The 25,174-nt window shown below is 70.3% G+C and carries 26 protein-coding genes; 16 read left to right on the top strand and 10 right to left on the bottom strand.

The genetic code is table 11. The annotated features are described in order from the left end of the window. Window positions 1-4 precede the first annotated feature (4 nt). Together ABZ622_RS18775 and ABZ622_RS18770 are read left to right on the top strand one after the other, a co-directional pair. On the top strand, window positions 5-1,147 hold the full coding sequence (locus ABZ622_RS18775) for a dihydrodipicolinate synthase family protein (RefSeq protein WP_360544432.1): 1,143 nt from the start codon (window positions 5-7) through the stop codon (window positions 1,145-1,147). Next, window positions 1,144-1,971, top strand: coding sequence for a sugar phosphate isomerase/epimerase family protein (locus ABZ622_RS18770; protein WP_360544430.1), 828 nt, complete (start codon window positions 1,144-1,146; stop codon window positions 1,969-1,971). Before ABZ622_RS18775 ends, ABZ622_RS18770 begins: the two co-directional genes overlap by 4 nt. Window positions 1,972-2,079: 108 nt before the next feature. On the opposite strand, the gene ABZ622_RS18765 is transcribed toward ABZ622_RS18770, so the two are convergent. Further along, window positions 2,080-2,532: a helix-turn-helix domain-containing protein gene (locus ABZ622_RS18765; protein ID WP_360544428.1), complete on the bottom strand. Its 453-nt coding sequence runs from the start codon at window positions 2,530-2,532 to the stop codon at window positions 2,080-2,082. Window positions 2,533-2,635: 103 nt separating this feature from the next. On the opposite strand from ABZ622_RS18765, the gene ABZ622_RS18760 reads away from it, so the two are divergent. The 5 genes from ABZ622_RS18760 (at window position 2,636) to ABZ622_RS18740 (ending at window position 6,862) form a co-directional block, all read left to right on the top strand. Continuing rightward, a complete protein-coding gene (locus ABZ622_RS18760; protein WP_360544426.1) occupies window positions 2,636-3,292 on the top strand; it encodes an NAD(P)H-binding protein in 657 nt (218 codons plus the stop codon). A 267-nt stretch (window positions 3,293-3,559) separates the two neighbouring features. Further along, entirely contained in the window at window positions 3,560-4,090 is a 531-nt protein-coding gene (locus ABZ622_RS18755; RefSeq protein ID WP_360544424.1) for a toxin-antitoxin system HicB family antitoxin, read from the top strand. A gap of 67 nt (window positions 4,091-4,157) precedes the next feature. Further along, a complete protein-coding gene (locus ABZ622_RS18750) occupies window positions 4,158-5,003 on the top strand; it encodes a DUF4097 family beta strand repeat-containing protein (protein WP_360544422.1) in 846 nt (281 codons plus the stop codon). A gap of 81 nt (window positions 5,004-5,084) precedes the next feature. Next, a complete protein-coding gene (locus ABZ622_RS18745; RefSeq protein WP_360544420.1) occupies window positions 5,085-6,077 on the top strand; it encodes an ATP-binding cassette domain-containing protein in 993 nt (330 codons plus the stop codon). After that, the gene (locus tag ABZ622_RS18740) at window positions 6,074-6,862 is read left to right on the top strand and encodes an ABC transporter permease (protein ID WP_360544418.1); all 789 of its coding nucleotides are present in this window, start codon (window positions 6,074-6,076) and stop codon (window positions 6,860-6,862) included. The genes ABZ622_RS18745 and ABZ622_RS18740 overlap by 4 nt, the downstream gene beginning before the upstream one ends. A gap of 88 nt (window positions 6,863-6,950) precedes the next feature. Here ABZ622_RS18740 and ABZ622_RS18735 read toward each other — a convergent pair whose 3' ends face one another. Together ABZ622_RS18735 and ABZ622_RS18730 are read right to left on the bottom strand one after the other, a co-directional pair. Continuing rightward, window positions 6,951-7,175, bottom strand: a complete 225-nt coding sequence (locus tag ABZ622_RS18735; protein WP_360544416.1) for a DUF397 domain-containing protein — start codon at window positions 7,173-7,175, stop codon at window positions 6,951-6,953. Further along, a complete protein-coding gene (locus tag ABZ622_RS18730) occupies window positions 7,147-7,986 on the bottom strand; it encodes a helix-turn-helix transcriptional regulator (RefSeq protein ID WP_360544414.1) in 840 nt (279 codons plus the stop codon). Before ABZ622_RS18730 ends, ABZ622_RS18735 begins: the two co-directional genes overlap by 29 nt. Before the next feature lie 187 nt (window positions 7,987-8,173). Between ABZ622_RS18730 and ABZ622_RS18725 the strand changes: the two genes are divergently transcribed. From ABZ622_RS18725 to ABZ622_RS18715, 3 genes are all read left to right on the top strand, one after another. Next, window positions 8,174-8,503 carry a hypothetical protein gene (locus ABZ622_RS18725; RefSeq protein ID WP_360544412.1) on the top strand — a complete coding sequence of 110 codons (330 nt, stop codon included), beginning with the start codon at window positions 8,174-8,176 and terminating at the stop codon, window positions 8,501-8,503. Further along, window positions 8,500-8,853, top strand: coding sequence for a hypothetical protein (locus ABZ622_RS18720; protein WP_360544410.1), 354 nt, complete (start codon window positions 8,500-8,502; stop codon window positions 8,851-8,853). Before ABZ622_RS18725 ends, ABZ622_RS18720 begins: the two co-directional genes overlap by 4 nt. Window positions 8,854-8,940: 87 nt before the next feature. Further along, the gene (locus ABZ622_RS18715; RefSeq protein WP_360544408.1) at window positions 8,941-9,594 is read left to right on the top strand and encodes a hypothetical protein; all 654 of its coding nucleotides are present in this window, start codon (window positions 8,941-8,943) and stop codon (window positions 9,592-9,594) included. Between the two features lie 95 nt (window positions 9,595-9,689). On the opposite strand, the gene ABZ622_RS18710 is transcribed toward ABZ622_RS18715, so the two are convergent. Both ABZ622_RS18710 and ABZ622_RS18705 read right to left on the bottom strand, forming a co-directional pair. Beyond that, window positions 9,690-10,160, bottom strand: a complete 471-nt coding sequence (locus ABZ622_RS18710) for a hypothetical protein (RefSeq protein ID WP_360544406.1) — start codon at window positions 10,158-10,160, stop codon at window positions 9,690-9,692. Further along, window positions 10,157-10,456: a hypothetical protein gene (locus tag ABZ622_RS18705; protein WP_360544404.1), complete on the bottom strand. Its 300-nt coding sequence runs from the start codon at window positions 10,454-10,456 to the stop codon at window positions 10,157-10,159. The genes ABZ622_RS18710 and ABZ622_RS18705 overlap by 4 nt, the downstream gene beginning before the upstream one ends. A 108-nt stretch (window positions 10,457-10,564) precedes the next feature. On the opposite strand from ABZ622_RS18705, the gene ABZ622_RS18700 reads away from it, so the two are divergent. Both ABZ622_RS18700 and ABZ622_RS18695 read left to right on the top strand, forming a co-directional pair. After that, entirely contained in the window at window positions 10,565-12,895 is a 2,331-nt protein-coding gene (locus ABZ622_RS18700) for an ATP-dependent RecD-like DNA helicase (RefSeq protein ID WP_360544402.1), read from the top strand. A gap of 129 nt (window positions 12,896-13,024) precedes the next feature. Further along, window positions 13,025-14,314, top strand: a complete 1,290-nt coding sequence (locus tag ABZ622_RS18695) for a citrate synthase (RefSeq protein ID WP_360544400.1) — start codon at window positions 13,025-13,027, stop codon at window positions 14,312-14,314. Window positions 14,315-14,810: 496 nt separating this feature from the next. On the opposite strand, the gene ABZ622_RS18690 is transcribed toward ABZ622_RS18695, so the two are convergent. The 5 genes from ABZ622_RS18690 to ABZ622_RS18670 form a co-directional block, all read right to left on the bottom strand. Then, window positions 14,811-17,186, bottom strand: a complete 2,376-nt coding sequence (locus ABZ622_RS18690; RefSeq protein ID WP_360544398.1) for a heavy metal translocating P-type ATPase — start codon at window positions 17,184-17,186, stop codon at window positions 14,811-14,813. Between the two features lie 118 nt (window positions 17,187-17,304). Further along, the gene (locus ABZ622_RS18685) at window positions 17,305-17,613 is read right to left on the bottom strand and encodes a heavy-metal-associated domain-containing protein (RefSeq protein WP_360544396.1); all 309 of its coding nucleotides are present in this window, start codon (window positions 17,611-17,613) and stop codon (window positions 17,305-17,307) included. A 104-nt stretch (window positions 17,614-17,717) separates the two neighbouring features. Beyond that, window positions 17,718-18,473, bottom strand: coding sequence for a PrsW family intramembrane metalloprotease (locus tag ABZ622_RS18680; RefSeq protein ID WP_360544394.1), 756 nt, complete (start codon window positions 18,471-18,473; stop codon window positions 17,718-17,720). A 383-nt stretch (window positions 18,474-18,856) separates the two neighbouring features. After that, complete coding sequence (locus tag ABZ622_RS18675) at window positions 18,857-19,282, bottom strand: peptidoglycan-binding protein (protein ID WP_360544392.1); 426 nt, start codon at window positions 19,280-19,282, stop codon at window positions 18,857-18,859. A 103-nt stretch (window positions 19,283-19,385) separates the two neighbouring features. After that, on the bottom strand, window positions 19,386-20,363 hold the full coding sequence (locus tag ABZ622_RS18670; protein WP_360544390.1) for a sugar phosphate isomerase/epimerase: 978 nt from the start codon (window positions 20,361-20,363) through the stop codon (window positions 19,386-19,388). 132 nt (window positions 20,364-20,495) lie between these two features. Between ABZ622_RS18670 and iolC the strand changes: the two genes are divergently transcribed. Genes iolC through iolD form a run of 4 tightly spaced genes read left to right on the top strand, consistent with a single transcriptional unit; the run spans window position 20,496 to window position 25,172 of the window. Continuing rightward, a complete protein-coding gene (gene iolC, locus ABZ622_RS18665; RefSeq protein WP_360544388.1) occupies window positions 20,496-21,482 on the top strand; it encodes a 5-dehydro-2-deoxygluconokinase in 987 nt (328 codons plus the stop codon). Then, window positions 21,479-22,414 (top strand): deoxyribose-phosphate aldolase, encoded by a 936-nt coding sequence (locus tag ABZ622_RS18660; protein WP_360544386.1) that lies wholly within the window; start codon window positions 21,479-21,481, stop codon window positions 22,412-22,414. The genes iolC and ABZ622_RS18660 overlap by 4 nt, the downstream gene beginning before the upstream one ends. After that, window positions 22,411-23,292: a 5-deoxy-glucuronate isomerase gene (iolB, locus tag ABZ622_RS18655; RefSeq protein ID WP_360544384.1), complete on the top strand. Its 882-nt coding sequence runs from the start codon at window positions 22,411-22,413 to the stop codon at window positions 23,290-23,292. Before ABZ622_RS18660 ends, iolB begins: the two co-directional genes overlap by 4 nt. Further along, window positions 23,289-25,172 (top strand): 3D-(3,5/4)-trihydroxycyclohexane-1,2-dione acylhydrolase (decyclizing), encoded by a 1,884-nt coding sequence (iolD, locus tag ABZ622_RS18650; protein ID WP_360544382.1) that lies wholly within the window; start codon window positions 23,289-23,291, stop codon window positions 25,170-25,172. The genes iolB and iolD overlap by 4 nt, the downstream gene beginning before the upstream one ends. The last annotated feature ends 2 nt before the right edge of the window (window positions 25,173-25,174 follow it).

Genomic DNA, 25,174 nt, shown 5'->3' with positions numbered 1-25,174 from the left:
TGAGTTGACCATCCACCTCCCGCAGGGCCCGTACGAACCCCGTACCACCCCGCTCGGCCTCGCGCCCGGCGGCAGCCCGCTCGCCTCCCGCACGGTCTTCTCGGCGGCCCATGTCGTCGCCGACCCGTACGCCGACATCAGCCCCGACTCGCCGGCCGCCGTCGACTGGGACGCCACCCTCGCCTTCCGCCGCCACCTCTGGTCGCACGGCCTCGGCGTGGCGGAGGCGATGGACACCGCCCAGCGCGGCATGGGCCTGGACTGGGCCGGCGCCGCCGAGCTGATCCGCCGCTCCGCCGCCGAGGCGAAGTCGGTCGGCGGCCGCATCGCCTGTGGCGTCGGCACCGACCAGCTCACCGGCCCCGCCACCCTCGCCGAGGTCCGCGCCGCGTACGAGGAGCAGCTCGCGCTCGTCGAGGAGAGCGGCGCCCAGGCCATCCTGATGGCCTCCCGCGCGCTCGCCGCGGCGGCGAAGGGGCCCGAGGACTACCTGGAGACGTACGCGCACCTGCTGCGCCAGGCGTCGGAGCCGGTCGTCCTGCACTGGCTGGGCCCGATGTTCGACCCCGCGCTGGACGGCTACTGGGGCTCCTCGGACCTCGACACCGCCACCGACACGTTCCTGAAGGTCATCGCGGAACACCCGGACAAGGTCGACGGCATCAAGATCTCCCTCCTCGACGCGGAGCGCGAGATCGACGTCCGACGCCGGCTGCCGAGCGGGGTGCGCTGCTACACCGGCGACGACTTCAACTACCCCGAGCTGATCGCGGGCGACGACCAGGGCTTCAGCCACGCCCTGCTCGGCATCTTCGACCCGCTGGGCCCGCTGGCCGCGCACGCGGTACGGGTCCTCGACACGGGTGACATCCAGGGCTTCCGCGACCTCCTCGACCCCACGGTCGAGCTGTCCCGGCACCTCTTCCAGGCGCCCACCCGGTTCTACAAGACGGGCGTGGTGTTCCTCGCCTGGCTGGCCGGCCACCAGGACCACTTCACGATGGTCGGCGGGCTCCAGTCCGCCCGTTCGCTGCCGCACCTGGCGAAGGCGTACGAACTCGCGGACCGGCTGGGCCTGTTCCCCGACCCGGAGCTGGCCGAATCCCGGATGCGCGCCCTGCTCGCCGTCAATGGAGGCACCCGATGAGCGACGGCCGACTCTCCATCAACCAGGAGACCATCAAGCAGTGGTCGCTGCCCGAGCTGGCCGAGGGCTGCGCCAAGGCGGGCATCGACAAGGTGGGCCTGTGGCGCGCCCCCGTCCAGTCGTACGGCGTCGAGCGCACCGCCCGGCTGCTCGCCGACTCCGGACTCTCCGTCACCAGCCTGTGCCGCGGCGGCTTCTTCACCGCCCTGGACCCGGCGGAACGGGCCCGCGCCCTGGACGACAACCGCGCCGCACTCGACGAGGCGGCGGGCCTGTCCACCGACACCCTGGTCCTGGTCTCCGGCGGCCTCCCCGAGGGCAGCAAGGACCTGCACGGCGCCCGTGAGCGGATCGCCGACGCGCTCGCCGAACTGGCCCCGTACGCTGCCGAACGCGGCGTACGCCTGGCAATCGAACCGCTGCACCCGATGTTCGCCTCGGACCGCTGTGTCGTCTCCACGCTCTCCCAGGCGCTGGACATCGCGGAACGCTTCCCGGCCGACCAGGTGGGCGTGGTCGTCGACACGTACCACATCTGGTGGGACGACCAGGCGCCCGCGCAGATCGCCCGCGCCGGTGCGGGCGGCCGGATCCACTCCTTCCAGCTGGCCGACTGGATCACCCCGCTCCCGGCGGGCGTTCTGCTCGGCCGGGGCCAACTCGGCGACGGTGCGGTGGACTTCCGCGCCTTCCGCTCCCTGGTCGAGGCCACCGGCTTCGACGGCCCGATCGAGGTGGAGATCTTCAACGAGGCCCTCTGGGCCCGGGACGGCGCCGAAGTCCTCGCGGAGGTGGCCGCCCGGTACGCCGAGCACGCCTGCTGACAAGGCTCTTTGCCATCAAGGCAAAGAGATCGTCAAGGCGTGCAACCGTTTGGCACCCGACCGAGTCGTATCTGGCGTCGGGTGCTTCCGGGGAGGGATCTGGGGGGATCAGGAAGCCTCGACGTTGGGGGAAAGCGAGGGGGGCCCGGTCTTGCGACCGGGCCCCGTTTCGTGTGTCCGGGCGAGGGCGGGCGCCGGATCGGGGCTCCCGTGCGCGTCCCTCGCGTCCCGTAGTTCCGGCAGATGCGCCGCCGCCCACGCGCAGCAGGCGGCCATCGGGGCGAGCAGGGTGCGGCCCAGTGCGCTCAGTTCGTAGTCCACCCGTGGGGGGATTCCGCCATGGACGGTACGGGTGACGAGGCCGTCCCGCTCCATCGACCGGAGCGTCTCGGTCAGCACCTTCGGCGTGATGCCGCGCAGCGGGACCGCCAGCTCGCTGAAACGCCGCGGGCCGGCCTCCAGGCACCTGATGATCTTCGGGGTCCATTTGCCGCCGATCCGGAACGGCGAGGTGACATGGGAGCAGCCGGTGAACATTTCGGGATCAAGTGGTTGGCTCACCCTGGCGAGCGTACGTAACTATCGTTGCGGAAACCATGGGGTGCGGGGCTAGCGTCCGGCTCAACTGCCCGCAAATCCGCGGGCTTTGACGAGGGGAACCCTCATGAGCAGCAGGATCGTCGTCTTCGGAGCCGGCGGGCGGGCCGGACGGCGCGCGGTCGCCGAGGCGGTGGCCCGCGGGCACCGGGTCACCGCGGTGGTGCGGGACACGGACAAGTACCGGGATCTGGCCGGTGAAGGCGTGAGCGTGGTAGCCGGTGATGTGACCCGGGCGGACAGCGTCGCGGAGGTCGCGGCGGGGCACGATGCGGCGATCTGCGCGGCCGGCCGGCTCGACATGCCGTCGGCGGAGTTCTACAGCAGCGCGGCCCACGCGCTGCTGGACGGCTTGGCCGGGGCCGGGGTCGGCCGGCTGGTCCTCATCGGGATCGGATCCACGCTGGAGACCGCACCCGGGGTGGTGGTCCATGACGCCCCCGGCTTCCCCGAGGAGGCACGGGCCTTCTCGCTGGGACACACCGCGGAACTCGACGTGCTGCGCGCCGCGGAGACGGACATCGACTGGCTCGTCATCGCCCCGCCGCCCGTCGTCCTGGACGACGAGGCCCCACGGACCGGCCGGTACCGGACGGGAGACAACCGGGTGCTGCCCGCCGTCGACGGTGCGACCTCCTTCTCCTACGCGGACCTGGCGGTGGCGCTGATCGACGAGATCGAGAGCCCGAAGCACCATCGCTCGCTGACCGCGGTCGCGGCCTGACCGCATCCGGCACGGGCTGACGTGCCCGCCCGGTGACTGGCACGGATACGTCCACCGTGCCGGCACCGCGTGGCATCGCGCGGCATCACGCGGTGCCACGTGGTGCCACCGGAGGTGTCAGCGGGGCCGAGATTCCGTGTGGTGCCGCATTGATGCAATGTGATGTCAGAACATTTTCGCAGGTCACGAGGGTTGTGCTGTCACCGTCGCGCGATTCCCTCCCTTGTGGACTTGCATGTGGCGCCATCGTGGTGCCACTATGGCGTCATGGACCTCACGCCGTATGTCGACAACCTCCGCCGCGAACTCGCGGTGGCCGCCGAAGCCGGCGGCGAAGAAGCCCGCGAGCTGGCCGAGCGGCTCACCGCTCCGCTGGAGTCGGCGACCCGCCTGACGATGCTCAATGTGCTCTCCGCCGCGATGGACGAGATCACCCGTGAACTCGCCCCCGGCTCGGTCGACGTACGGCTGCGCGGGCTCGACCCCGACTTCGTGGTGACGAGGCCGGCGTCCGAGGAGGTGTCCGAGGAGCGGAGCGCGCTCGCCGAGCCGCTCAGGGCCCCGGCCCCGGCGCCCGCCGACGGTGACGAGGGCGGCACCGCCCGCGTCAATCTGCGCCTGCCCGCCCACCTCAAGGCGCGCGCCGAGGAGGCCGCGACCCGCGAGGGCCTGTCGGTCAACGCGTGGCTGGTTCGAGCCGTGTCGGCCGCGGTCGACGGCGGAGCCCGGCCGCCTGCTACGGAGAAGACCCGCACCGCCCGCAGTTACGGACAGAGCTTCACGGGCTGGGTGCGCTGAGCGCGCACCGGACCCTGCCCGGATTCACCCGGAATTTCACCCTGAGACCCAAGAGGACGGGACAGCCATGCCTTCTTTCAACACTCCCCAGCCGATCTCCGTTACCGCCAACGTGGAGGCCGGATCCATCCGGTTCGTCGCCACCGACCGGCCCGACACCGTCGTCGAGGCGCGGCCCCGCGACCCGAAGAAGGACCAGGACGTGCGGGCGGCCGAGCAGACCGAAGCCGGCTACGCGAGCGGCCTGTTGACCGTCAGGACACCCAAGGGGCGCCGCCTCCTCGGACCCTCCGGCGCCGTCGACGTGACGGTCGAACTGCCCGCGGGCTCGCAGGTGGAGGTGACCGGTTCCTGGGCCCAGGTGCAGGGCGAGGGCCGGCTCGGCGAGGTCCGGGTGAAGACCTCCGTGGGGGATGTCCGCCTCGACACCACCGGCCCGCTGACGCTTGCCACGTCGCACGGCTCGATCGCCGTGGACCGGGTCGAGGGCCGGGCCGAGGTCACCACCAGCACCGGCAATGTGCGCGTCGGCTTCGTGGACGGCCCCGCCGTCCTGAAGAACTCGAACGGCACCACCACCGTCGGCACCGTGACCGGCGAACTGCGGGTGGGCGGCGCCAACGGCAGCATCGACATCGCGCATGCCGAGGCGTCGGTCACCGGCACCGCGACCAACGGACTCCTGCGCGTCGCCGACGTCACCCGCGGCGAAGTCCAGCTGGAGACCTCCAACGGCTCCATCGAGATCGGCATCCGCGAGGGCGCCGCCGCCTGGCTCGACGTCAGCTCCAACCGGGGACAGGTGCGCAACTCGCTCGCCGCGTCCGGTGCCCCCGAGCGGGCCGAGGACTCCGTCAAGGTCCGCGCCCGGACCAACTGGGGCAACATCGACATCGTCCGCGCCAAGGCCTGACCCGCTCAAGCAGTCGGCAGATCGCTCCACTTCACCGCTCAGCACGCCTTCCAGGGGGAGGACCCCATGCTTAATTCTGTCATGCCCACACCAAGGAACGACGGCGCGCAGCCGCCCGCCCTCGCCGTCTCCACCGCCGATCTGCGCAAGTCGTACGGCGACAAGACCGTCCTCGACGGCATCGATCTGCGGATCCCCTCCGGCACCGTGTTCGCCCTGCTCGGGCCGAACGGCGCCGGCAAGACCACCACCGTGCAGATCCTGTCCACACTCATCGCCGCCGACGGCGGGCGGGCCCAGGTCGCGGGCCACGACGTCGCCACGTCGCCGGACGGGGTGCGCGCCGCGATCGGCGTCACCGGACAGTTCGCCGCGCTCGACGATCTGCTCACCGCCGAGGAGAACCTGCTCCTCATGGCCGACCTGCTGCGCCTCGGCAAGCGCGAAGGGCGCAGGCGGGCCGAGGAGTTGCTGGAGCGGTTCGGCATCGCGGACGTCGCCAAGAACCGTGCCGCGACCTTCTCCGGCGGCATGCGGCGCCGTCTCGACCTCGCGATGACGCTGGTCGGCGACCCGAAGGTGATCTTCCTGGACGAGCCGACGACCGGCCTGGACCCGCGCAGCCGCCGCACGATGTGGGACACGGTGCGCACGCTGGTCGAGGGCGGCGTCACCGTCTTCCTCACCACGCAGTACCTGGAGGAGGCCGACCAGCTGGCGGACCGGATCGCGGTTCTCGACGGCGGCCGGATCGTCGCCGAAGGCACCGCCGCCGAGCTCAAGGCACAGATCCCCGGCAGCCATGTGCGGCTGCGGTTCGACGCCGTCGACGAGTTCGAGCGCGCGGCCGCCGCCTTCCCCGGTGCCGCCCGCGACGACGAGAACCTCTCCCTGCGGGTGGCGAGCGACGCCGGCATGGAGGCGCTGCGCGCCCTGTTCGACCAGCTGGACGCGGCCGGAGTGCGGGCCGCCGACTTCTCCGTGCACACCCCCGACCTCGACGACGTGTTTCTCGCCCTGACCGGCGACGGCACCGACGCCACTCCGCTCCACGTCAAGGAGACCCTGCGATGAGCACCCTCACGTACGCCGTGCACGACTCGATGACGATGCTGCGGCGCAACCTCAAGCACGCGCTGCGCTACCCGGCCGTCTCGCTCGGCCCGGCCATGATGCCCATCCTGATGCTGCTGCTCTTCGTGTACGCCTTCGGGGACTCGATCGGTGCCGGTCTGCCGGGCTCCGGCGGCCGGGACGCGTATCTGGAGTATCTGACGCCCGGCGTCATCATCATGGGCGTGGCCGCCGGGGCCATGTCGACCTCGATCGCGGTCTGCCAGGACATGACCGAGGGCATCATCAACCGCTTCCGAACCATGAACATCACACGCTCGTCGTTCATGACGGGCCATGTCATCGGCTCCGTCATCACCACGGTGGTGAGCCTGGTCATGGTGGTGGGCGTGGCCCTCGCGCTCGGCTTCCGCCCTGACGCGAACCCGCTGGAGTGGCTGGCCGCGGCCGGGCTGATCGCGGCCATCGCCTTCGCCGTGGCCTGGCTGTCGGCGGCGCTCGGCCTGATCTCCAAGACGGTCGAGTCCGCGAGCAACAAGCCGCTGCTCATCCAGTTCCTGCCGTTCCTCGGCTCGGCGTTCGTGCCGGCCGGTTCGATGGCGCCCGGCCTGCGCTGGTTCGCCGAGTACCAGCCGTTCACGCCGATGACCGAGACCCTGCGCGGCCTGCTCACCGGCTCGGCGATCGGCAACAGCGGCTGGATCTCCCTCGCCTGGTGCGCCGGTATCACCCTGGTCGGCTACCTCTGGTCGCGCTCGCTCTTCAACGGCAGCACCAAGCGCTGAACACCGCCATACCCGAGGGCGGGGTGCTCACTCCCGGCAATCAGCCGGCCGGGAGTGAGCGCCCCGCCCTGTCGGGCATCGAGCGCGATCAGGTGGTGAGGTCGCCGTCCTTGACCGCCCTGACGAACGACGACCAGCCGACGCGGGAGAAGATGACGGCCGGGCCGCCGGCATCCTTGCTGTCGCGGACGGGGACGGATGCGTAGCCGTATGCCACCTCGAGGCATTCGCCGTTGGAGCCTCCGCTGTAGCTGGACTTGAACCAACCGGTCAGCGTCCCGGCATCAGCGACGGTGTGGTTGATGCTGTGCATGTTCGTGCTCCTCTGCGACAGCCCTGACGAAGGCCACCGAATTCCGTTGCGAGAGGGCCTCGCTCAGGGCGAGAGTGTAGGACCCCTGGCAGGCCTCCACCAGCGCCGGATCATCCATCAGACGTCCAGTACGCAGAGCCTCGACGTACGCGAGTGGAGCGGCATCCGAGAACTTCAGCAGGTAGAGCATGCTCTCCAGGAGGGCGTGTGCCCCCGCCGCGAAAGGCAGCACATGCAGACGCAGGCGACCGGACTCCGCCATATCCACGACTTTTCGCAATTGCTCCGCCATGACGTGCGGTCCGCCGATACGGCGCCTGAGCGCGGCCTCGTCGAGCAGCGTCCAGGTGACCGGGGCTGCTGACCGGGTGAGCAACCGGCCGCGTTCCGTGCGGTTGACAATGAAATCGTCAAGTTCCTCGGCACAGTAGTTGGGACGGTATGCCTGGAACACTGCGCGAGCGTATGCGTCCGTCTGCAGAAGGCCGGGGATGAGGGACGCGCCGTACTGACGAATTTCCGTGGCCTCACGCTCCAACTCGGCTACTGCTGCGAAGTACTGGGCGAACTTCGAGTCCAAGTCGGCCAGCCAGCGGACGAAGAAGCCGTCAGTGTTCAGCGCGATATCGATGCGCTGAGCGTCGTCCGGTTTCGGCAAGCGCCGCCCCGCCTCCCAATGGCTGATCAGCGTGGGCGAGCAGACCACCTGCTCGCTCAGGGCCTCCTGAGTCAGCCCGGCAGTAATCCGCCGCAACCTCAGTTCTTCTCCGTACTTTTCGCGCGGTGTGCGCGGCTTTCGGCTCATCTCCATGCGGCCTCAACTCCCGGACCTGACCAGCGTGCTGTCATCCCCCAACCCCTGGAAGCGTAGCCACTTCCGACCCCACTCTGTGATGGGTTGGCTACAGAACGCGGCGAACTCGCCATGGAGAGAGGAAGACCACCGCGACCGACGCGAACGGTCCGGGGGCATGGACACCCTGAGAGAGCAGGCTGACATGAAGCGCGCTATCGCCCGACTCCTTGAGTCACTGGTGTGGTGCCGACACCGGCGGAAGAGGAAGAGGGACCTCCACTCGTACCCGTACTCCTGCGATTACGTAGGCGGGCCGACCGCGTACCGCACCGGTGAGCGGCCCCCGCGCGGCGAGGACAGCCCGCTCGTCCGCCCGTACCTCGTCGCGCACGAGCGGCAACTGGCCGAGGAGGCGGCCCGGGTGGCCGCAGAGGAACGGCGCCTGCGCGCTCGCCGGCGCACGCTGTGGCTTGCCGTGCACGGAGTGGGTGTCGGGCCCCGGTTCCTCCACGGAGTCGAGGTAGCCGCGTGAAGGGCAAGGAGCGCGAAGCCCACGTGATCAGACTGCTGCCATGGGCGGGGCAGGACGGCAAACCGTGCTACGTCCTCGGGGACGGAAGCGGGTACGTGTCGCGGATGGCGGACGGTATCGAGAGCGTCCAACTCGGTATGGCGGGCGACCTGCTCGGTCACGCCGCCAGCCTTCTGGCTGACCGAAAGGTCACCGGCGCGGAACTCCACTTCCTCGCCAGTCGGCTGAGCGAGTCGTTGCTGGAGGTCAAGCGCGTCGCCGAGAGCAGGGGCTCGCGGCTGAATGCGACAGGGCTCGAACCGGAATGGAACCGGCCGCAGCTTCGAGAACCGGACATCGACAACCGGTGAGTCGGCCAACCGCTTGATGAGCCCCCGGACTGTCACCCAACCTGTTCACGCAGCGCAGCGAACATGTGACAGTGCGGGGGCTTACGGATGGCCATTCCCAGGCCGAGCACCAGCCAGTTCGAGGCCTTCACCACGAACATCGCCTACGCCCGCAAGATGGTGGACGCCGGGCGCTGTCTGGCCCCCTTCCAGCCGGGGGCGGTCGACGTCGACGACTTCTACCGTGCCGCCTGGGTGCAGGCCGTGGCCGCGATCGACCACTGGTTCCACGAGGAGCTGTTCCGCCGCGTCGCCGAACTGGCCGCCAAGGACAGCCCGGAGATGCCGCTCCAGCTCCGCAACTACGAAATCCCGCTGCACCGGGTCGAGGCCGTGCAGCGCGGTGACGTCACGCTGGCCGAGGTCGTTGTCGAGCACGTCAAGGACAGGTGGGGCAACGCCTCACTTCAGAATCCACGCGTCATCTCCGATGTGCTGAAGCTTGTGACCGACAAGAACATCTGGCAGGGCGCAGCCGCGCAGATCAACACCTGGCAGGGCGGCCGTACCGCATACACGGACAAGACGTTGAAGGCGCAGTTCATGAGCATCACCACTCGCCGCAACAAGATCGCGCACGACGCGGACCTGGTGGACGGAGACCTGAAGCAGCGGCGACCGATCACCGAGCACGACGTCACGGATGCGATCAACTGGATCGACCGCGTTGCTCTGGCCGTGGCGCACGTGCTCGACGAGTAGATCCGGACAGGGACCAAGGGCAACGCGCCACTGAAGGACGGCCGCGCGTTCACCGCACGACGGAGCCCTCGGTCCCTACCATGTGGGCTCGCGGTTCACATGGCCACGGCCGAGACATCGGCTCCGGGCAGCGTAGCGGCGTATGCCTCGATGTCGTCGGTGTCGGAGGTCAGCACAGCGCCCCCGCCGTGGGCGGCCGCGACGAAGACGGCCAGGGCATCCACCGGGTCGGGGCGTTTCTTGGGGGGCAGTGCGGCCGCGCCGATCATGTCGCCGATCGTTTTCCAGTCTTCGATGGTCATTCCCCCCGCGCAGGGAAGGCAGCGGGCTGCCTGGTCCGCCGGGAGGCGGGTCCTGGCTGCGGGATATACGACGATGTCGGCGAGAAGGCGCTTCCACGCATAGGCGGTCTTCGGGCTCGTTCGCCAGGCCTGCGAGAGGGCGGGGCCGGGAACGATCGGCTGGTGGCCGCCGGCTGTGACGAAGCCCTTGTGCAGCGTGTGTGCCCGCCGGTCCTGGCTCACCAGCGCCATCAGCATGCCCGTGTCGTAGACGACGACATTCACGCGGCGGCCTCACCGCGGGAGGGGCGGCCGAGGATCGCTTCGACCTCCGCCCGTTCCTCCTTGGTCGGCTCGATCTCGTCGCCCGCCCAGGTGCCGGTGCCCGCTTGATCCTCGGCCTCCGCGCGTGCCTCCTCGAACGACTTGAAGACCCTCCTGACGCGGTCCTGCTGGTCCATCTGCGCCTGTGCGGCGATCGTGAGGAACGTGGAGACATCGAGTCCGGCGTCTGCGGCGTGCTCCCTGATCCGGTCGCGGACCTCGGCAGACATGCTGATCGAAAAGCGCTCGGTTGCCATGTCGTCACGGTAACACCAAGTGTTACGGGGTGTCCCGGGCCCGGTGAGGGCTGTCGCCCCTTCGGGTACGGCCCCGCGATGTCAGCACCGCCCGGTACCGTCACGGGCATGGCCACCACGTCCTCCACGACCTCCTCCACGCCCAACATGGCCGTCCTCGAAGGTGTGCTGGAGCGCATCACGTACGCCAACGAGGAGAACGGATACACGGTCGCGCGCGTCGACACCGGTCGCGGTGCCAATGATCTGCTGACCGTGGTCGGTTCGCTGCTCGGTGCGCAGCCCGGTGAGTCGCTGCGGATGGAAGGGCGCTGGGGCTCGCACTCGCAGTACGGCAAGCAGTTCACCGTCGAGAACTACACGACGATCCTGCCCGCCACCATCCAGGGCATCCGCCGCTACCTCGGCTCCGGGCTGATCAAGGGCATCGGCCCGGTGATGGCCGACCGGATCACCACCCACTTCGGCGTCGACACCCTCGACATCATCGAGAACGAACCGAAGCGGCTCGTCGAGGTCCCCGGCCTCGGCCCCAAGCGCACCAAGATGATCGCGGCCGCCTGGGAGGAGCAGAAGGCGATCAAGGAGGTGATGGTCTTCCTCCAGGGCGTCGGCGTCTCCACCTCCATCGCCGTCCGCATCTACAAGAAGTACGAGGACGCCTCGATCTCCGTCGTGAAGAACCAGCCCTACCGGCTGGCCGCCGACGTCTGGGGCATCGGCTTCCTCACCGCCGACAAGATCGCCCAGGCCGTCGGCATCCCGCACGACAGTCCGGAACGGGTCAAGGCCGGGCTCCAGTACGCGCTGTCGCAGTCCACCGACCAGGGGCACTGCTTCCTCCCCGAGGAGCGGCTGATCGCGGACGGGGTGAAGCTGCTCCAAGTCGACACGGGCCTGGTCATCGACTGCCTCGCCGAACTCGCCGAGGACCCGGAGGGCGTCGTACGGGAGAAGGTGCCGTCGCCCGAGGGCGGCGAGTTCGTCACCGCCGTCTACCTGGTGCCCTTCCACCGCGCCGAGATCGCCCTCGCCGCCCAGGTGCAGCGGCTGCTGCGGACGCCCGAGGAGCGGATGCCGGCCTTCGCGGACGTGGACTGGGACAAGGCGCTGGCCTGGCTCGGCACGCGTACGGGGGCGCAGCTGGCGCCTGAGCAGAAGGCGGCGGTCCGGCTCGCGCTCAGCCGGAAGGTCGCCGTGCTGACCGGCGGGCCCGGCTGCGGGAAGTCGTTCACCGTCCGGTCGATCGTGGAGCTGGCGCGGGCCAAGAAGGCCAAGGTGGTGCTGGCCGCGCCGACCGGGCGGGCGGCCAAGCGGCTGTCCGAGCTGACCGGCGCCGAGGCCTCCACCGTCCACCGGCTGCTCGAACTGAAGCCGGGCGGCGACGCCGCGTACGACCGGGACCGTCCGCTGGACGCCGATCTGGTCGTCGTCGACGAGGCGTCGATGCTCGATCTGCTGCTGGCCAACAAGTTGCTGAAGGCCGTGGCACCCGGTGCCCATCTGCTGCTCGTCGGGGACGTCGACCAGCTGCCCTCGGTCGGCGCGGGGGAGGTGCTGCGCGATCTGCTCGCCGACGGCAGCCCCGTTCCCGCGGTCCGGCTCACCACCATCTTCCGCCAGGCCCAGCAGTCCGGCGTCGTCACCAACGCCCACCGGATCAACTCCGGTGTGCCGCCGCTCACTCAGGGCCTCAAGGACTTCTTCCTCTTCGTCGAGGACGAGACGGAGGACGCCGGAGTGCTCGCGGTGGATGTGGCCGCCCGCCGCATTCCGGCCAAGTTCGGGCTGGACGCGCGCCGGGACGTACAGGTCCTCGCCCCGATGCACCGCGGCCCGGCCGGCGCGGGCACGCTCAACGGACTGCTCCAGCAGGCCATCACCCCGGCCCGCCCGAACCTCCCCGAGAAGCGGTTCGGCGGCCGGGTCTTCCGGGTCGGCGACAAGGTCACCCAGATCCGCAACAACTACGACAAGGGGGAGAACGGCGTCTTCAACGGCACGGTCGGCGTCGTCACCGCCCTTGACCTGGACGAACAGACCCTGACGGTGCTCACCGACGAGGACGAGGAGATCGGCTACGACTTCGACGAGCTCGACGAGCTGGCCCACGCGTACGCCATGACGATCCACCGTTCCCAGGGCAGTGAGTACCCGGCCGTCGTCATCCCCGTGACGAAGAGCGCCTGGATGATGCTCCAGCGGAACCTGCTGTACACCGCCGTGACCAGGGCCAAGAAGCTCGTCGTGCTGGTCGGCTCACGGCAGGCGATCGGCCAGGCAGTCCGCACGGTTTCCGCAGGCAGGCGCTGTACGGCGCTGGATTACCGGCTGTCGGGGGGCTCGGGCGGAGGATCGGCGGAAAAAATGATCGATCAAATCGGTGGGAAACATCACGCAGCCCTTCCGGAACCGGAACCGAGGGGGCAGGATGAGTAAGTTCGCGGCACTCAGTGCCGCGAGTAGGTCCAATGGACGACCCCGAGTGCACTCTCCTGAGCCAAATGGGGGAGGGTGGAGACAGTCAGGGAACCTCGAAGAAGAGGCACTACGTCGGTGAGGGATGACGTGAGCGACAACTCTGTAGTACTGCGGTACGGCGACGGCGAGTACACCTACCCGGTGATCGACAGCACCGTCGGCGACAAGGGCTTCGACATCGGGAAGCTCCGGGCCAATACCGGTCTGGTGACACTGGACAGCGGATACGGCAACACCGCAGCCTATAAATCCGCCATCACCTACCTCGACGGTGAGCAGGGCATCCTCCGCTACCGCGGCTACCCCATCGAGCAGCTCGCCGAGCGCTCGACGTTCCTGGAGGTCGCGTACACGCTCATCAACGGCGAGCTTCCCAAGGTCGACGAGCTGTCGGCCTTCAAGAACGAGATCACCCAGCACACGCTGCTGCACGAAGACGTCAAGCGTTTCTTCGACGGCTTCCCGCGCGACGCCCACCCGATGGCCATGCTGTCCTCGGTCGTCAGCGCGCTGTCCACGTTCTACCAGGACAGCCACAACCCGTTCGACGAGGAGCAGCGCCACCTCTCGACGATCCGGCTGCTGGCCAAGCTGCCGACGATCGCGGCGTACGCGTACAAGAAGTCGATCGGTCACCCCTTCGTCTACCCGCGCAACGACCTCGGCTACGTCGAGAACTTCCTGCGGATGACCTTCTCGGTCCCGGCCCAGGAGTACGTGCCGGACCCGGTCGTCGTCTCGGCGCTGGAGAAGCTGCTCATCCTGCACGCGGACCACGAGCAGAACTGTTCGACCTCCACCGTGCGCCTGGTCGGCTCCTCGCAGGCGAACATGTTCGCCTCGATCTCCGCCGGCATCTCGGCGCTGTGGGGCCCCCTGCACGGCGGCGCCAACCAGTCGGTGCTGGAGATGCTTGAGGGCATCCAGGCCAACGGCGGCGACGTCGACTCCTTCATCCAGAAGGTGAAGAACAAGGAGGACGGCGTCCGCCTGATGGGCTTCGGCCACCGGGTGTACAAGTCCTTCGACCCGCGCGCCAAGATTATTAAGGCCGCGGCCCACGACGTGCTGTCCTCGCTCGGCAAGTCCGACGAGCTGCTCGACATCGCGCTCAAGCTGGAGGAGCACGCGCTCAACGACGAGTACTTCGTCTCGCGCAACCTTTACCCCAACGTGGACTTCTACACCGGTCTGATCTACCGGGCCATGGGCTTCCCGAGCGAGATGTTCACCGTGCTCTTCGCGATCGGCCGGCTTCCGGGCTGGATCGCCCAGTGGCACGAGATGATCAAGGAGCCGGGTTCCCGCATCGGCCGCCCGCGCCAGATCTACACCGGCGAGGTCCTGCGCGACTTCGTCCCGGTCGAGGCTCGCTGAACCTCGTAACACCCCCCGGCCACCGAGGCCGGTCGACTTCGCCCCGCGTACCGCGCTTTCGCACAGAGCGCGGTGTCCGGGGCGATTTGCGTGCCCGGCGGTCCGTTCACCGCCGAGCGGAAGAAAGAAGCGCCCCGCCATCGATCCCCCCACGGGCCGACAGCGAGGCGCTTCCCATGTCCCGGAGCGGATTCCCCCCACGGGATCCGGCCGGGCGTCTGAGGGAGCCGAAGCTCCTGCGTTCCTCAACCACTGCGCACTGCGTTTGCTGCGCTCTTCAGTTGTCCTTCCGGTGCGGTCTGCCGGGGTACGTACGCACGGGAGGGCCGCTCAAAGCTCCCCGGTGCACGTGCCCCGGCCAACGCTTGCCCCGCAGCGTCCCCCAAGACGCTCCGACGGACGTCCCCCAAGACATCCTTGGCATCGCACTCTTAGACTCACGAACCCGCCGGATGGTTACCCCGAAATCCATGTGATCTGGATCTCTTTGTGGAAATTACGTGAAGGCGCGCAACCGGAGGCTGTTCGTCACGACGAAGACCGATGAGAACGCCATCGCCGCTCCCGCAATCATAGGGTTGAGCAGGCCAAATGCCGCAAGGGGCAGGGCGGCTGTGTTATAGCCGAATGCCCAGAAAAGGTTGCCTTTGATCGTGGTCAGAGTGCGCCTGGAGAGCCGGATCGCGTCCACGGCCACCTTGAGATCTCCACGAACCAGTGTGAGATCGCTCGCCTCGATCGCGGCGTCCGTGCCGGTCCCCATCGCCAGTCCGAGGTCTGCGGTGGCGAGGGCGGCCGCGTCGTTGACCCCGTCCCCGACCATGGCGACGGAGCGCCCCCGGGCCCGCAGTCCCTCGATGACGTGCACCTTTTCCTCGGGGAGCACCTCGGCGTGGACCTCGTCGATCCCCACGGCACGGGCCACGGCCTCGGCCACGGCACGGTTGTCACCGGTCAGCAGAACGGGATGGAGCCCGAGCGCGCGGAACTCGGCGACGGCCTCCGCACTGGAGTCCTTGATCCTGTCGGCCACCGCGAGGACGCCGCGCGCCTTCCCGTCCCAGGCGACCATGACCGCGGTACGGCCCTCGGCCGCCGCGCCCGCGACGGCACCGGACAGGGCCTCGGGGACGTCGACACCCGCGTCGGCGAGCAGTTGCGGACGGCCGACGAGGATGGCGTGGCCCTCGACGGTGCCCTGGACGCCGAGGCCGGCGATGTTGGCGAAGTCCTCGGGGGTGGGCAGGGGTGCGCCGGTGCGTTCGGTGGCTCCGGCGGCGACGGCCCGGGCGATGGGGTGCTCGGAGGAGTGTTCCAGTGCGCCCGCGAGCCGCAGTACGTCGGTTTCGTCGGTGCCTTCGGCGGTGTGGACGTCGAGGAGGGTCATCCGGCCGGTGGTGACGGTGCCGGTCTTGTCGAGGACGATCGTGTCGACGCGGCGGGTGGTCTCCAGGACCTCCGGGCCCTTGATCAGGATGCCGAGCTGGGCGCCGCGTCCGGTGCCGACCATGAGGGCGGTGGGGGTGGCGAGGCCCAGGGCGCAGGGGCAGGCGATGATCAGTACGGCCACGGCCGCGGTGAACGCGGCGGTCGCGTCGTCCGTGACGAGCAGCCACGCGACGAGGGTGACGAGCGCGATCAGCAGCACCACGGGTACGAAGACGGCGGAGATCCGGTCCGCGAGGCGCTGCACCTCGGCCTTGCCGTTCTGCGCGTCCTCGACGAGCTTCGCCATCCTGGCGAGCTGGGTGTCGGCGCCGATCCGGGTGGCCTCGACGACGAGCCGGCCGGAGGTGTTGACGGTGGCCCCGGTGACGGAGTCGCCGACGCCGGCCTCCACGGGCACGGACTCCCCGGTCAGCATCGAGGCGTCCACGGCCGAGGCGCCCTCGACGACGGTGCCGTCGGTGGCGATCTTCTCGCCGGGGCGGACCACGAAGCGGTCGCCGACGGAGAGCCGGGCGACGGGGATGCGTACCTCCGTACCGTCCCGGAGTACGCAGACGTCCCTGGCGCCCAGGTGCATCAGCGCACGCAGGGCGGAACCGGCCTTCCGCTTGGACCTCGCCTCCAGATAGCGGCCCAGCAGGATGAAGGTGACGACCCCGGCCGCGACCTCCAGATAGATGGTCGAGGAGGCACCGTCGCGCGAGACGGTGAAGTCGAAGCCGTGCCGCATCCCCGTCATGCCCGCGTCGCCGAGGAAGAGCGCCCACAGGGACCAGCCGAAGGCGGCGAGGGTGCCGATCGAGACCAGGGTGTCCATGGTGGCCGCGCCGTGCCGGAGGTTGGTCCAGGTCGCGCGGTGGAAGGGCAGTCCGCCCCAGCCGACGACGGGAGCGGCGAGGGCGAGCGAGAGCCACTGCCAGTTGTCGAACTGGAGGGCCGGGACCATCGCGAGCAGGACGACGGGGGCGGCGAGGACGGCCGAGACGATCAGCCGCTGCCGCAGTGGGACGAGAGCCGGGTCGGCGTCCTGCTGTACGGAAGCGCCGGTGCCGGTGCCGGTGCCTGTGTCATCGCCGGCGTCGGCATCGGTCTTGTGCGCGGCCCGGTCGTCGGCGTGGGCTCCGGCCGTCGCGGTCGCCGGCGGTGGTGGTGGGGTGGGCGCGGGCGGTTCGGGACGGCGTGCCGGCTGCGCGGTGTAGCCGGTCTTCTCGACCGTGGCGATCAGATCCGCGAGGCCGGTCCCCGGACCGAAGGCGACCCTAGCCTTCTCGGTCGCGTAATTGACGGTGGCGGTGACGCCGTCCATCCGGTTGAGCTTCTTCTCGACGCGGGCCGCACAGGAGGCGCAGGTCATCCCGCCGATCGTGAGCTCGGCGGTCGAGTCCTCCGCCGTCCGGGCCTCGGCCTCTGCTGTGCTGTGCATGTCCGAACTCCTGAAATGCCGACCGGGCCGTACTCCACCAGTATCTGCTGGCAGGTCCGGCCCGGCGGCAAAGGGGGGACGCGGGCGCGCCCGGTGCATCGGGTGTCGCCGGCAGTGTTCAGGCGCGGCCGACGAGTTCGTAGCCCGCCTCGTCGACGGCGGCGCGCACGGCGTCGTCGGACAGCAGGGCCGCGGAGACGACGGTCACCTGGCCGGTGGAGGCCACGGCCTTCACCGAGGTGACACCCTCGATGCCGGAGACCTCCTCGGAGATGGCGCCCTCGCAGTGTCCACAGGTCATGCCGGACACCTGGTAGACGGTGGTCACCCCGCCCTCCTGGGCGCCGGTGTCCGCTCCGTCGTGGCAGGAGCCGCTGGGCGAGCAGCAGGAGCCGGTGGCCTGGGGGAGCTGGGTCTCGGCGGTCATGGTGTTCTCCTCTTCGACGAGCACAAAGGGTGGTGACGAGTGCGAAAGCTGGTGCGTCGGGAACCCGGGAGCCCGGTGCGCCCGACACACTTCACACTATACCCCTAGGGGGTATGAATGCGAGCGTCCGGCCGTCCGTCCGCGCCGGCGCCCCGTGTGCCGCGCGCCAGTGACCGCAGCCAGGCCAGCGCCACGAGCGTGATCACGACCATGCCGCCGATCGAGAAGACGGTGAACAGGTGCCGCTGCTCGTCGGTGGGGGCCGGGGTGTATCCCTGCGCGAACAGCGCACGGCTCAGGCCCGTGTCGGTGACCCTGGCCACCAGCCAGATCGCGATGCCGTGCATCGAGTCCCAGAGCGAGTGCAGCACGGCGACTCCGAGATACGTGCCGATCGCGGGCGCGGCGAGGCGGAAACGCCCGTTCGGCGTCCGGAACGAGAGCAGTACGCCACCGGCGATCGCGGTCCAGGGCCCGTGCCCGAACGGTGCGAGCACCCCGCGCAGCACCTCGGTCTCCAGCAGTGCGCGCAGGTCGATGCCCTTCATGGTGACGGCGGCGTTGAAGGCGTAGCCCGCGCTCTCGAAGGCGGCGAACCCGAATCCGACCGTCGCGCCGAGCACCAGCCCGGCCCGCATGCCGTGGATGCCGGGGTGGCGGCGGAGCACGAACATCAGCGCCAGGAGCTTCACGGCCTCCTCGATCAGGCCGACGCCCAGGAACACCCAGAGGGACGGGTGCAGCAGATAGGACTCCATGGCGGAGGCGCCGAGCACACCCAGGATCCCGCCCGTCAGGAAGCAGCCGGGGATGAGGCTCGCGCCGAGATCGCGGCCGTGCCGCTCGTACGCCCACAGCACGAAGACGGCCGGGACCAGGAAGCTGCCGAGCAGGATGAGGATCGGCAGCAGGGTGGTGTTCCGGGTGGTGTACGTGACGACCGCGGTCAGCAGCCAGAGGGCGATGCCGCCCCACAGGCACCGCTTCCAGAGGCCCGGACGCGGCTGCGGCGGTGCCGGCGGGGACTGGGATCCGGTGAAGCGGGCGGTGGCTGCCGGGCGGGCGGGGCGGCGGGTGGCGGGCTGCCGGGATCGCTGTGCCAGTTCACGCGGGCTCCCTCTACGTATCGTACATATCTCCTAATTTGTCCGAATTCTATGGGGTGTGGCGTGGTGCGGCATTCGGGCGAGAGGTGCCCCGTACGGGGTGCTCGCCCCGTACGGGGCCGGGGCGAGCGGGCGCGTTACGGGAAGGGCAGTGGGGCCACGCGGTTCGGTCCCGCGTGCCAGAGCGCCGACCAGGTCGCCCCGTCGACCCGCCCGTCCGGCACCAGCGGCGGATGGTCCGCCTGGAAGCGCTGCACGGCGACGAGCGTCTCGGCCCCGAACGTCCCGTCGACCGCGGACCACCGCAGATAGTGGCGGTTGGCCAGCAGGCACTGCGCCTGGGAGACCCGCTCCCCCTGCTCGCCGAAGGCGGTCGGCCGATCGCCGTCGTAGAAGGCGCAGACCGGGCTGGAGCCGGGCGGCGGTGCCGGGTTGCCCGTGCCGTCGGCCGAGGCTCCCGGCGCCGGGGCGAGGGCGGCGACCAGGGCGACCGTGGCCAGGGCGGCCGCGGTCAGTGCCGGGGCCGCGGCCGTCCTGCGGGACGGCGGCATCTTTCGGATCATGGTGGGCTGCTCCTTGTGCGGTGGTGTGGCGTACGGCGGCGGGGCGCGACCGGGGCCGCGCCCCGGCCCCTCACCGAGGACAACACCGCACACCGCCGCTACGTCACGTCCCCGGACCGCTCGGCATGTCCGGCCCCCGCCCCGGCCCTTCGGAGGAAGGCCCCTGCCCCGGACCTCCGCAGGAGCGGAGGAAGTCCCGGGTGCGGCGGGCGATCGGGAACGGCCTGTCGGGCGGGCACGGGTACATGTCCTGCTCGACGATGGCGAACAGGTCGACATCCAGCCCGCGGGCGGCGGCCAGCACGGGCTCCAACGCGGGCACCCCGCCCGGCGGTTCGCACATCACGCCGCGCGCCACGGCCGGGCCGAACGGCACCTCGTCCGCCACCACCCGGGCCAGGATCTCCGGGTCGACCTGCTTGAGGTGCAGATAGCCGATCCGTTCGCCGTAGGTCTCGATCAGCTTGACGCTGTCGCCGCCGCAGTAGGCGTAGTGCCCGGTGTCGAGGCAGAGCGAGACGAGGTCCGGATCGGTGGCGTCGAGGAAGCGGGCGACGTTCTCCTCGGTGTCGATGTGGGTGTCGGCGTGCGGGTGGACGACGATGCGCAGCCCGAAGCGGTCCAGCACCTCGCGGCCCAGCCGCTCCGTCTGGGTGGTGAGATCGCGCCACTGCTCCGCGGTGAGACCGCGGTCCTCCAGGACCTCGCCCGTCCGGTCGTCGCGCCAGAACGAGGGGATGACCACCAGATGCCCGGCGCCCATCGCCCGGGTGAGTGCCGCGATCTCGGCGACATGCGCCCAGGTCCGGTCCCAGACGCCCGGCCCGTGGTGCAATCCGGTGAAGACGGTCCCGGCCGAGACCGAGAGCCCCCGGCGTCGGGTCTCGTCGGCGAGGCGGACCGGGTCGGTCGGGAGGTAGCCGTACGGGCCCAGCTCGATCCACTCGTAACCCGCCGCCGAGACCTCGTCGAGGAAGCGCTGCCAGGGCACTTGGAGCGGATCGTCGGGGAACCACACCCCCCACGAGTCGGGTGCCGAACCGATACGGATACGGGCCGGGGCCACTGCGGAGGAGGTCATGCGGTCCAGGGTTCCGGCCGGGGGAGCGGGTGTCAATCATTCGTCCGTATGTCCGGACAAAGCATTGACACGGTTCCGGGGGAGGGCTAGACCTGGGGGCAGTCACCCCGGACGGCGGTCGAAGGGATGGTCATGCCCGAGGAGCGGTACGACGTCATCACCATGGGCCGCATCGGTGTGGATCTCTACCCCCTCCAGACCGGTCTGCCACTGGCCCGGGTCGAAAGCTTCGGGAAGTTCCTCGGCGGCTCACCGTCCAACGTCGCCGTCGCGGCGGCCCGGCTCGGCCGGCGGACGGCGGTGGTGACGCGCACCGGCCGGGACGCCTTCGGCGAGTATCTCCACCACCAGCTGCGGGAGTTCGGGGTGGACGACCGGTGGGTGACGCCCGTGGACGCGTATCCGACACCGGTCACCTTCTGCGAGATCTTCCCGCCCGACGACTTCCCCCTCTACTTCTACCGGCAGCCCAAGGCCCCCGATCTGGAGATCCACGCCTCGGAGCTGGACCTCGCAGCGGTCCGCTCCGCCCGGGTCTTCTGGATGACCGGCACCGGGCTGTGCGCCGAACCGAGCCGGACCGCGACCCTCGCCGCGCTGCGCGCCCGCGACCGCTCCGGCACCACCGTCTTCGACCTCGACTGGCGCCCGATGTTCTGGAACATCCAGGAGGACGACCCCGAAGCCCGCTACCGCGAGGCCCTCGCCCTCGCCACCGTCGCCGTCGGCAACCTCGACGAGTGCGAGATCGCGACCGGCGAGCGCGAACCGCACGCGGCCGCCCGCGCCCTGATCGGCGCGGGCGTCGAACTCGCCGTCGTCAAGCAGGGCCCCGGGGGTGTGCTCGCCGTCCACCGCGACGGCACGGTGGCCGAGGTGCCGCCACTGCCCGTCGAGGTGGTCAACGGCCTCGGCGCCGGAGACGCCTTCGGCGGGGCGCTCTGCCACGGGCTCCTCGCGGGCTGGGGGATCACCCGCGTGATGCGGTACGCCAACGCCGCCGGGGCCATCGTCGCCTCCCGGCTCGCCTGCTCGTCGGCCATGCCGTTCCCGTACGAGGTCGAAGCGGCCCTGACCGAAGGCGCCGTCACCTCCCGCCCCACCGGAGCCACTCCATGACACCCCCGGCCTCCTCCGTCTCCGAGCTCGTCCAGCTGCGCATGCGCCACCCCGAGGCCGTCGCCGAAGCCGCCGCGCGACGCCGCAGACGCCCCCTGGTCGGCAGCGGCGGACGGCTGATGATCATCGCGGCCGACCATCCGGCCCGTGGCTCGCTCTCCGTCGGCGACCGCGCACTGGCCATGGCCAACCGCTTCGAGCTGCTGGAACGGCTCCGGCTGGCGCTCTCCCGCCCCGGCGTCGACGGAGTGCTCGCCACCGCCGACATCCTCGACGACCTGCTGCTCCTCGGTGCGTTGGAGGACAAGGTCGTCATCGGCTCGATGAACCGCGGCGGGCTCGCGGGCGCGGCCTTCGAGCTCGACGACCGGTTCACCGGCCACCGCCCCGAGGACCTCGCCCGGCTCCGTTTCGACGCGGGCAAACTGCTGCTCCGGATCGACTACGACGACCCCGGTTCGCTCGACACCATGCACGCCACCGCCCGCGCCATCGACGCCATGGCCGCGTACCGGCTGCCGGTCTTCGTCGAGCCGTTCCTCTGCCGCCGCACCGACGGCCAGGTCCGCAACGACCTCGGCGCCGAGGCGGTCACCACCTCGATCGCCATCGCGTCCGGGCTGGCCGGGACGTCCGCGTACACCTGGCTCAAGGTCCCCGTCACCGAGAACCCCGACGACATGGCCCGGGTGATGGAGGCGTCGACGCTGCCCGCGGTGCTGCTGGGCGGGGAGGTGGGCGACGACCTGGACGGGGCGTTCGAGAAATGGCGCACGGCGCTGCGACTGCCCACCGTCCAGGGTCTGGTGGTGGGGCGTTCGCTGCTCTACCCGGCCGACGGAGAGGTGACCGCGGCCGTCGACACGGCCGTCTCGCTGCTGGAGCCGAGAGAGCCGGAAACGGACCGGACAACGAGTGGGGAACGGCCATGACGACGGACGACGGATCGCGGTACCACCTGAAGGCCGGGAGCACGGCGAACGGTTCGTACACCCTGGACATCGGCCCGGAGCGGGCCGGCTGGGACCGGTCGAGCCTGCGGATCCTGGAACTCGCCCCCGGCGGAGTCCACACGCTCGTCACCGGTGGGAGCGAGTGGATCGTTCTGCCGTTGACCGGTGGCTGTACGGTGCACTCCTCAGGTGAGATCTTTGAACTGCTGGGCCGGGAAAGCGTGTTCAGCGGGGTATCCGACTTCGCGTACGTACCGCGTGACGCCCATGCACAGATCGCCTCCGGCGCAGGAGGCCGCTTCGCCCTGGCAGGAGCGAAGTGCGAGCGACGACTCCCCGCTCGCTACGGCCCCGCGCCGGAGGTACCCGTCGAACTGCGCGGCTCCGGGAACTGCTCCCGCCAGGTCAACAACTTCGCCGCCGCCGACACCTTCGAGTGCGACCGGCTGATCGCCGTCGAGGTCCTCACCCCCGGCGGCAACTGGTCGTCCTACCCGCCCCACAAACACGACGAGCACCGCCCCGGCGTCGAATCCGTGCTGGAGGAGATCTACTACTTCGAGGTGGAGCACGACGGCCTCGGCTACCACCGGGTGTCGCCGTCCCGGGACGGCGGTACGGACGTCCTCGCCGAGGTCCGCAGCGGCGACACGGTCCTGATCCCCGACGGCTGGCACGGCCCGTCCATCGCCTCCCCCGGCCGCACCCTCTACTACCTCAATGTGATGGCGGGCCCGGGGGAGCAGCGGGAGTGGCTGATCAGCGACCACCCGGACCACGGCTGGATCCGCGACACCTGGCCCGCGCAGCCGGTGGACCCCAGACTCCCCTTCCACGGGACGGAGCCGCGCCCATGAGCAGTACCCGCCGCCTCACCACCGCCCAGGCCCTGATGTCCTTCCTGTCCCGCCAGTACACCGAGCGCGACGGCCGACGGCAGCGCCTGATCGGCGCCACCTGGGGCATCTTCGGCCACGGCAACGTCGCCGGCATCGGCCAGGCGCTCGTCGAGTCGGGCCGTGCGATGCCCTATGTCCAGGGCCGCAACGAACAGGCCATGGTGCACGCCGCCGTCGGCTACGCCCGCCAGTCGGGCCGGCTCTCCGCGCAGGCCGTCACCACCTCCATCGGCCCCGGCGCCACCAACCTCGTCACCGGCGCCGCCCTCGCCACGATCAACCACCTTCCGGTCCTCCTGCTGCCCGGCGACACCTTCGCGACCCGGCCCGCCGACCCCGTGCTCCAGCAGCTCGAAGTCCCGTCCGCCGGTGACATCTCCGTCAACGACTGCCTGCGCCCCGTCTCCCGCTACTTCGACCGGATCACCCGCCCCGAGGCCCTGGTCCCGGCAGCCCTCCAGGCGATGCGGACCCTGACCGACCCGGCGGAGACCGGCGCCGTGACATTGGCGCTGCCGCAGGACGTGCAAGTGGAGGCGTACGACTGGCCGGCGGAGTTCTTCGCCGAACGCGTCTGGTACGTACGCCGCCCCGCCCCCGACCCGTACGAACTCGACCGGGCGGTACGGGCGGTGCGTACCGCCCGCAGGCCGCTGATCGTGGCGGGCGGCGGGGTCCACCACAGTGCCGCCGAGGAGACCCTCGCCGCGTTCGCCGCCGCCACCCGGATCCCCGTCGCCTCCACCCAGGCCGGCAAGGGCTCGCTGCGCCACGACCACCCCGCCGACGTCGGCGGCGTCGGCCACACCGGCACCGCGACCGCCGACGAGCTGGCCCGCACCGCCGACCTGGTCATCGGCATCGGCACCCGCTACTCCGACTTCACCACCGCCTCCGGCACGCTCTTCTCGAACCCGGCGGTCCGCTTCCTCAACATCAACGTCACCGGCTTCGACGCCCACAAGCTCGGCGCCCTCCCGCTCGTCGCCGACGCCCGCGCCGCCCTCGAAGCCCTCACCGCCGCGCTCGCTGCCCGCAACCACCGCGTCGACCCCGCCTACGAGACGGAGTACACCGAGGCCAAGGAGCAGTGGGAGCGGCGCGTCACCGCCGCGTTCACCGCCGGGGACCCGCACGCCCGGCCCACCCAGGCCCAGGTCCTCGGCCTGCTCGACGCCCTGGTCACCGAGGACGACATCCTGATCAACGCGGCGGGTTCGCTCCCCGGCGACCTGCACAAGCTCTGGCGGACCCGCTCCCCGCACCAGTACCACGTGGAGTACGGCTACTCCTGCATGGGCTACGAGATCCCGGCCGCGATCGGGGTCCAGCTAGCCGCCCCCGGCCGTCCCGTCTGGGCACTGGTCGGCGACGGCACATATCTGATGAACCCCACCGAGATCGTCACCGCCGTCCAGCTGGAACTCCCGGTGAAGCTGGTCGTCCTCCAGAACCACGGCTACGCCTCCATCGGTGGCCTGTCCGAGCAGGTCGGCGCCGAACGCCTCGGCACCGCCTACCGGCACCGAGGGGCGGACGGCCTGTTCACCGGCCCGCCGCTGCCTGTCGATCTCGCCGCCAACGCCGGCTCGCTCGGCATGCGGGTGCTGCGCGCCAGGACGGTGCGTGACCTGCGCGAAGCCCTCGCCGAGGCGCGCGGTGCGGACCGTCCCACTTGTGTCTACGTCGAGACCGAAACGGCAGACACTGTGTCGGGCCCCCCTCCGGCGCAGGCGTGGTGGGATGTTCCCGTAGCCGAGACGGCCACCCGGCCGTCGGCCGTGAAAGCCCGGAAAGTGTACGAACGTCACGTCGCCGACCGACGCCCCCACCTCTGAAG

Origin of the sequence: Streptomyces sp. NPDC007164, from assembly GCF_040634135.1 — a bacterium.
In the GTDB taxonomy this organism is placed as follows: Bacteria; Actinomycetota; Actinomycetes; order Streptomycetales; family Streptomycetaceae; genus Streptomyces; species Streptomyces sanglieri.
The sequence above is the reverse complement of the archived record's forward strand: the minus strand, read 5'-3'. Positions and strand labels throughout refer to the sequence as shown.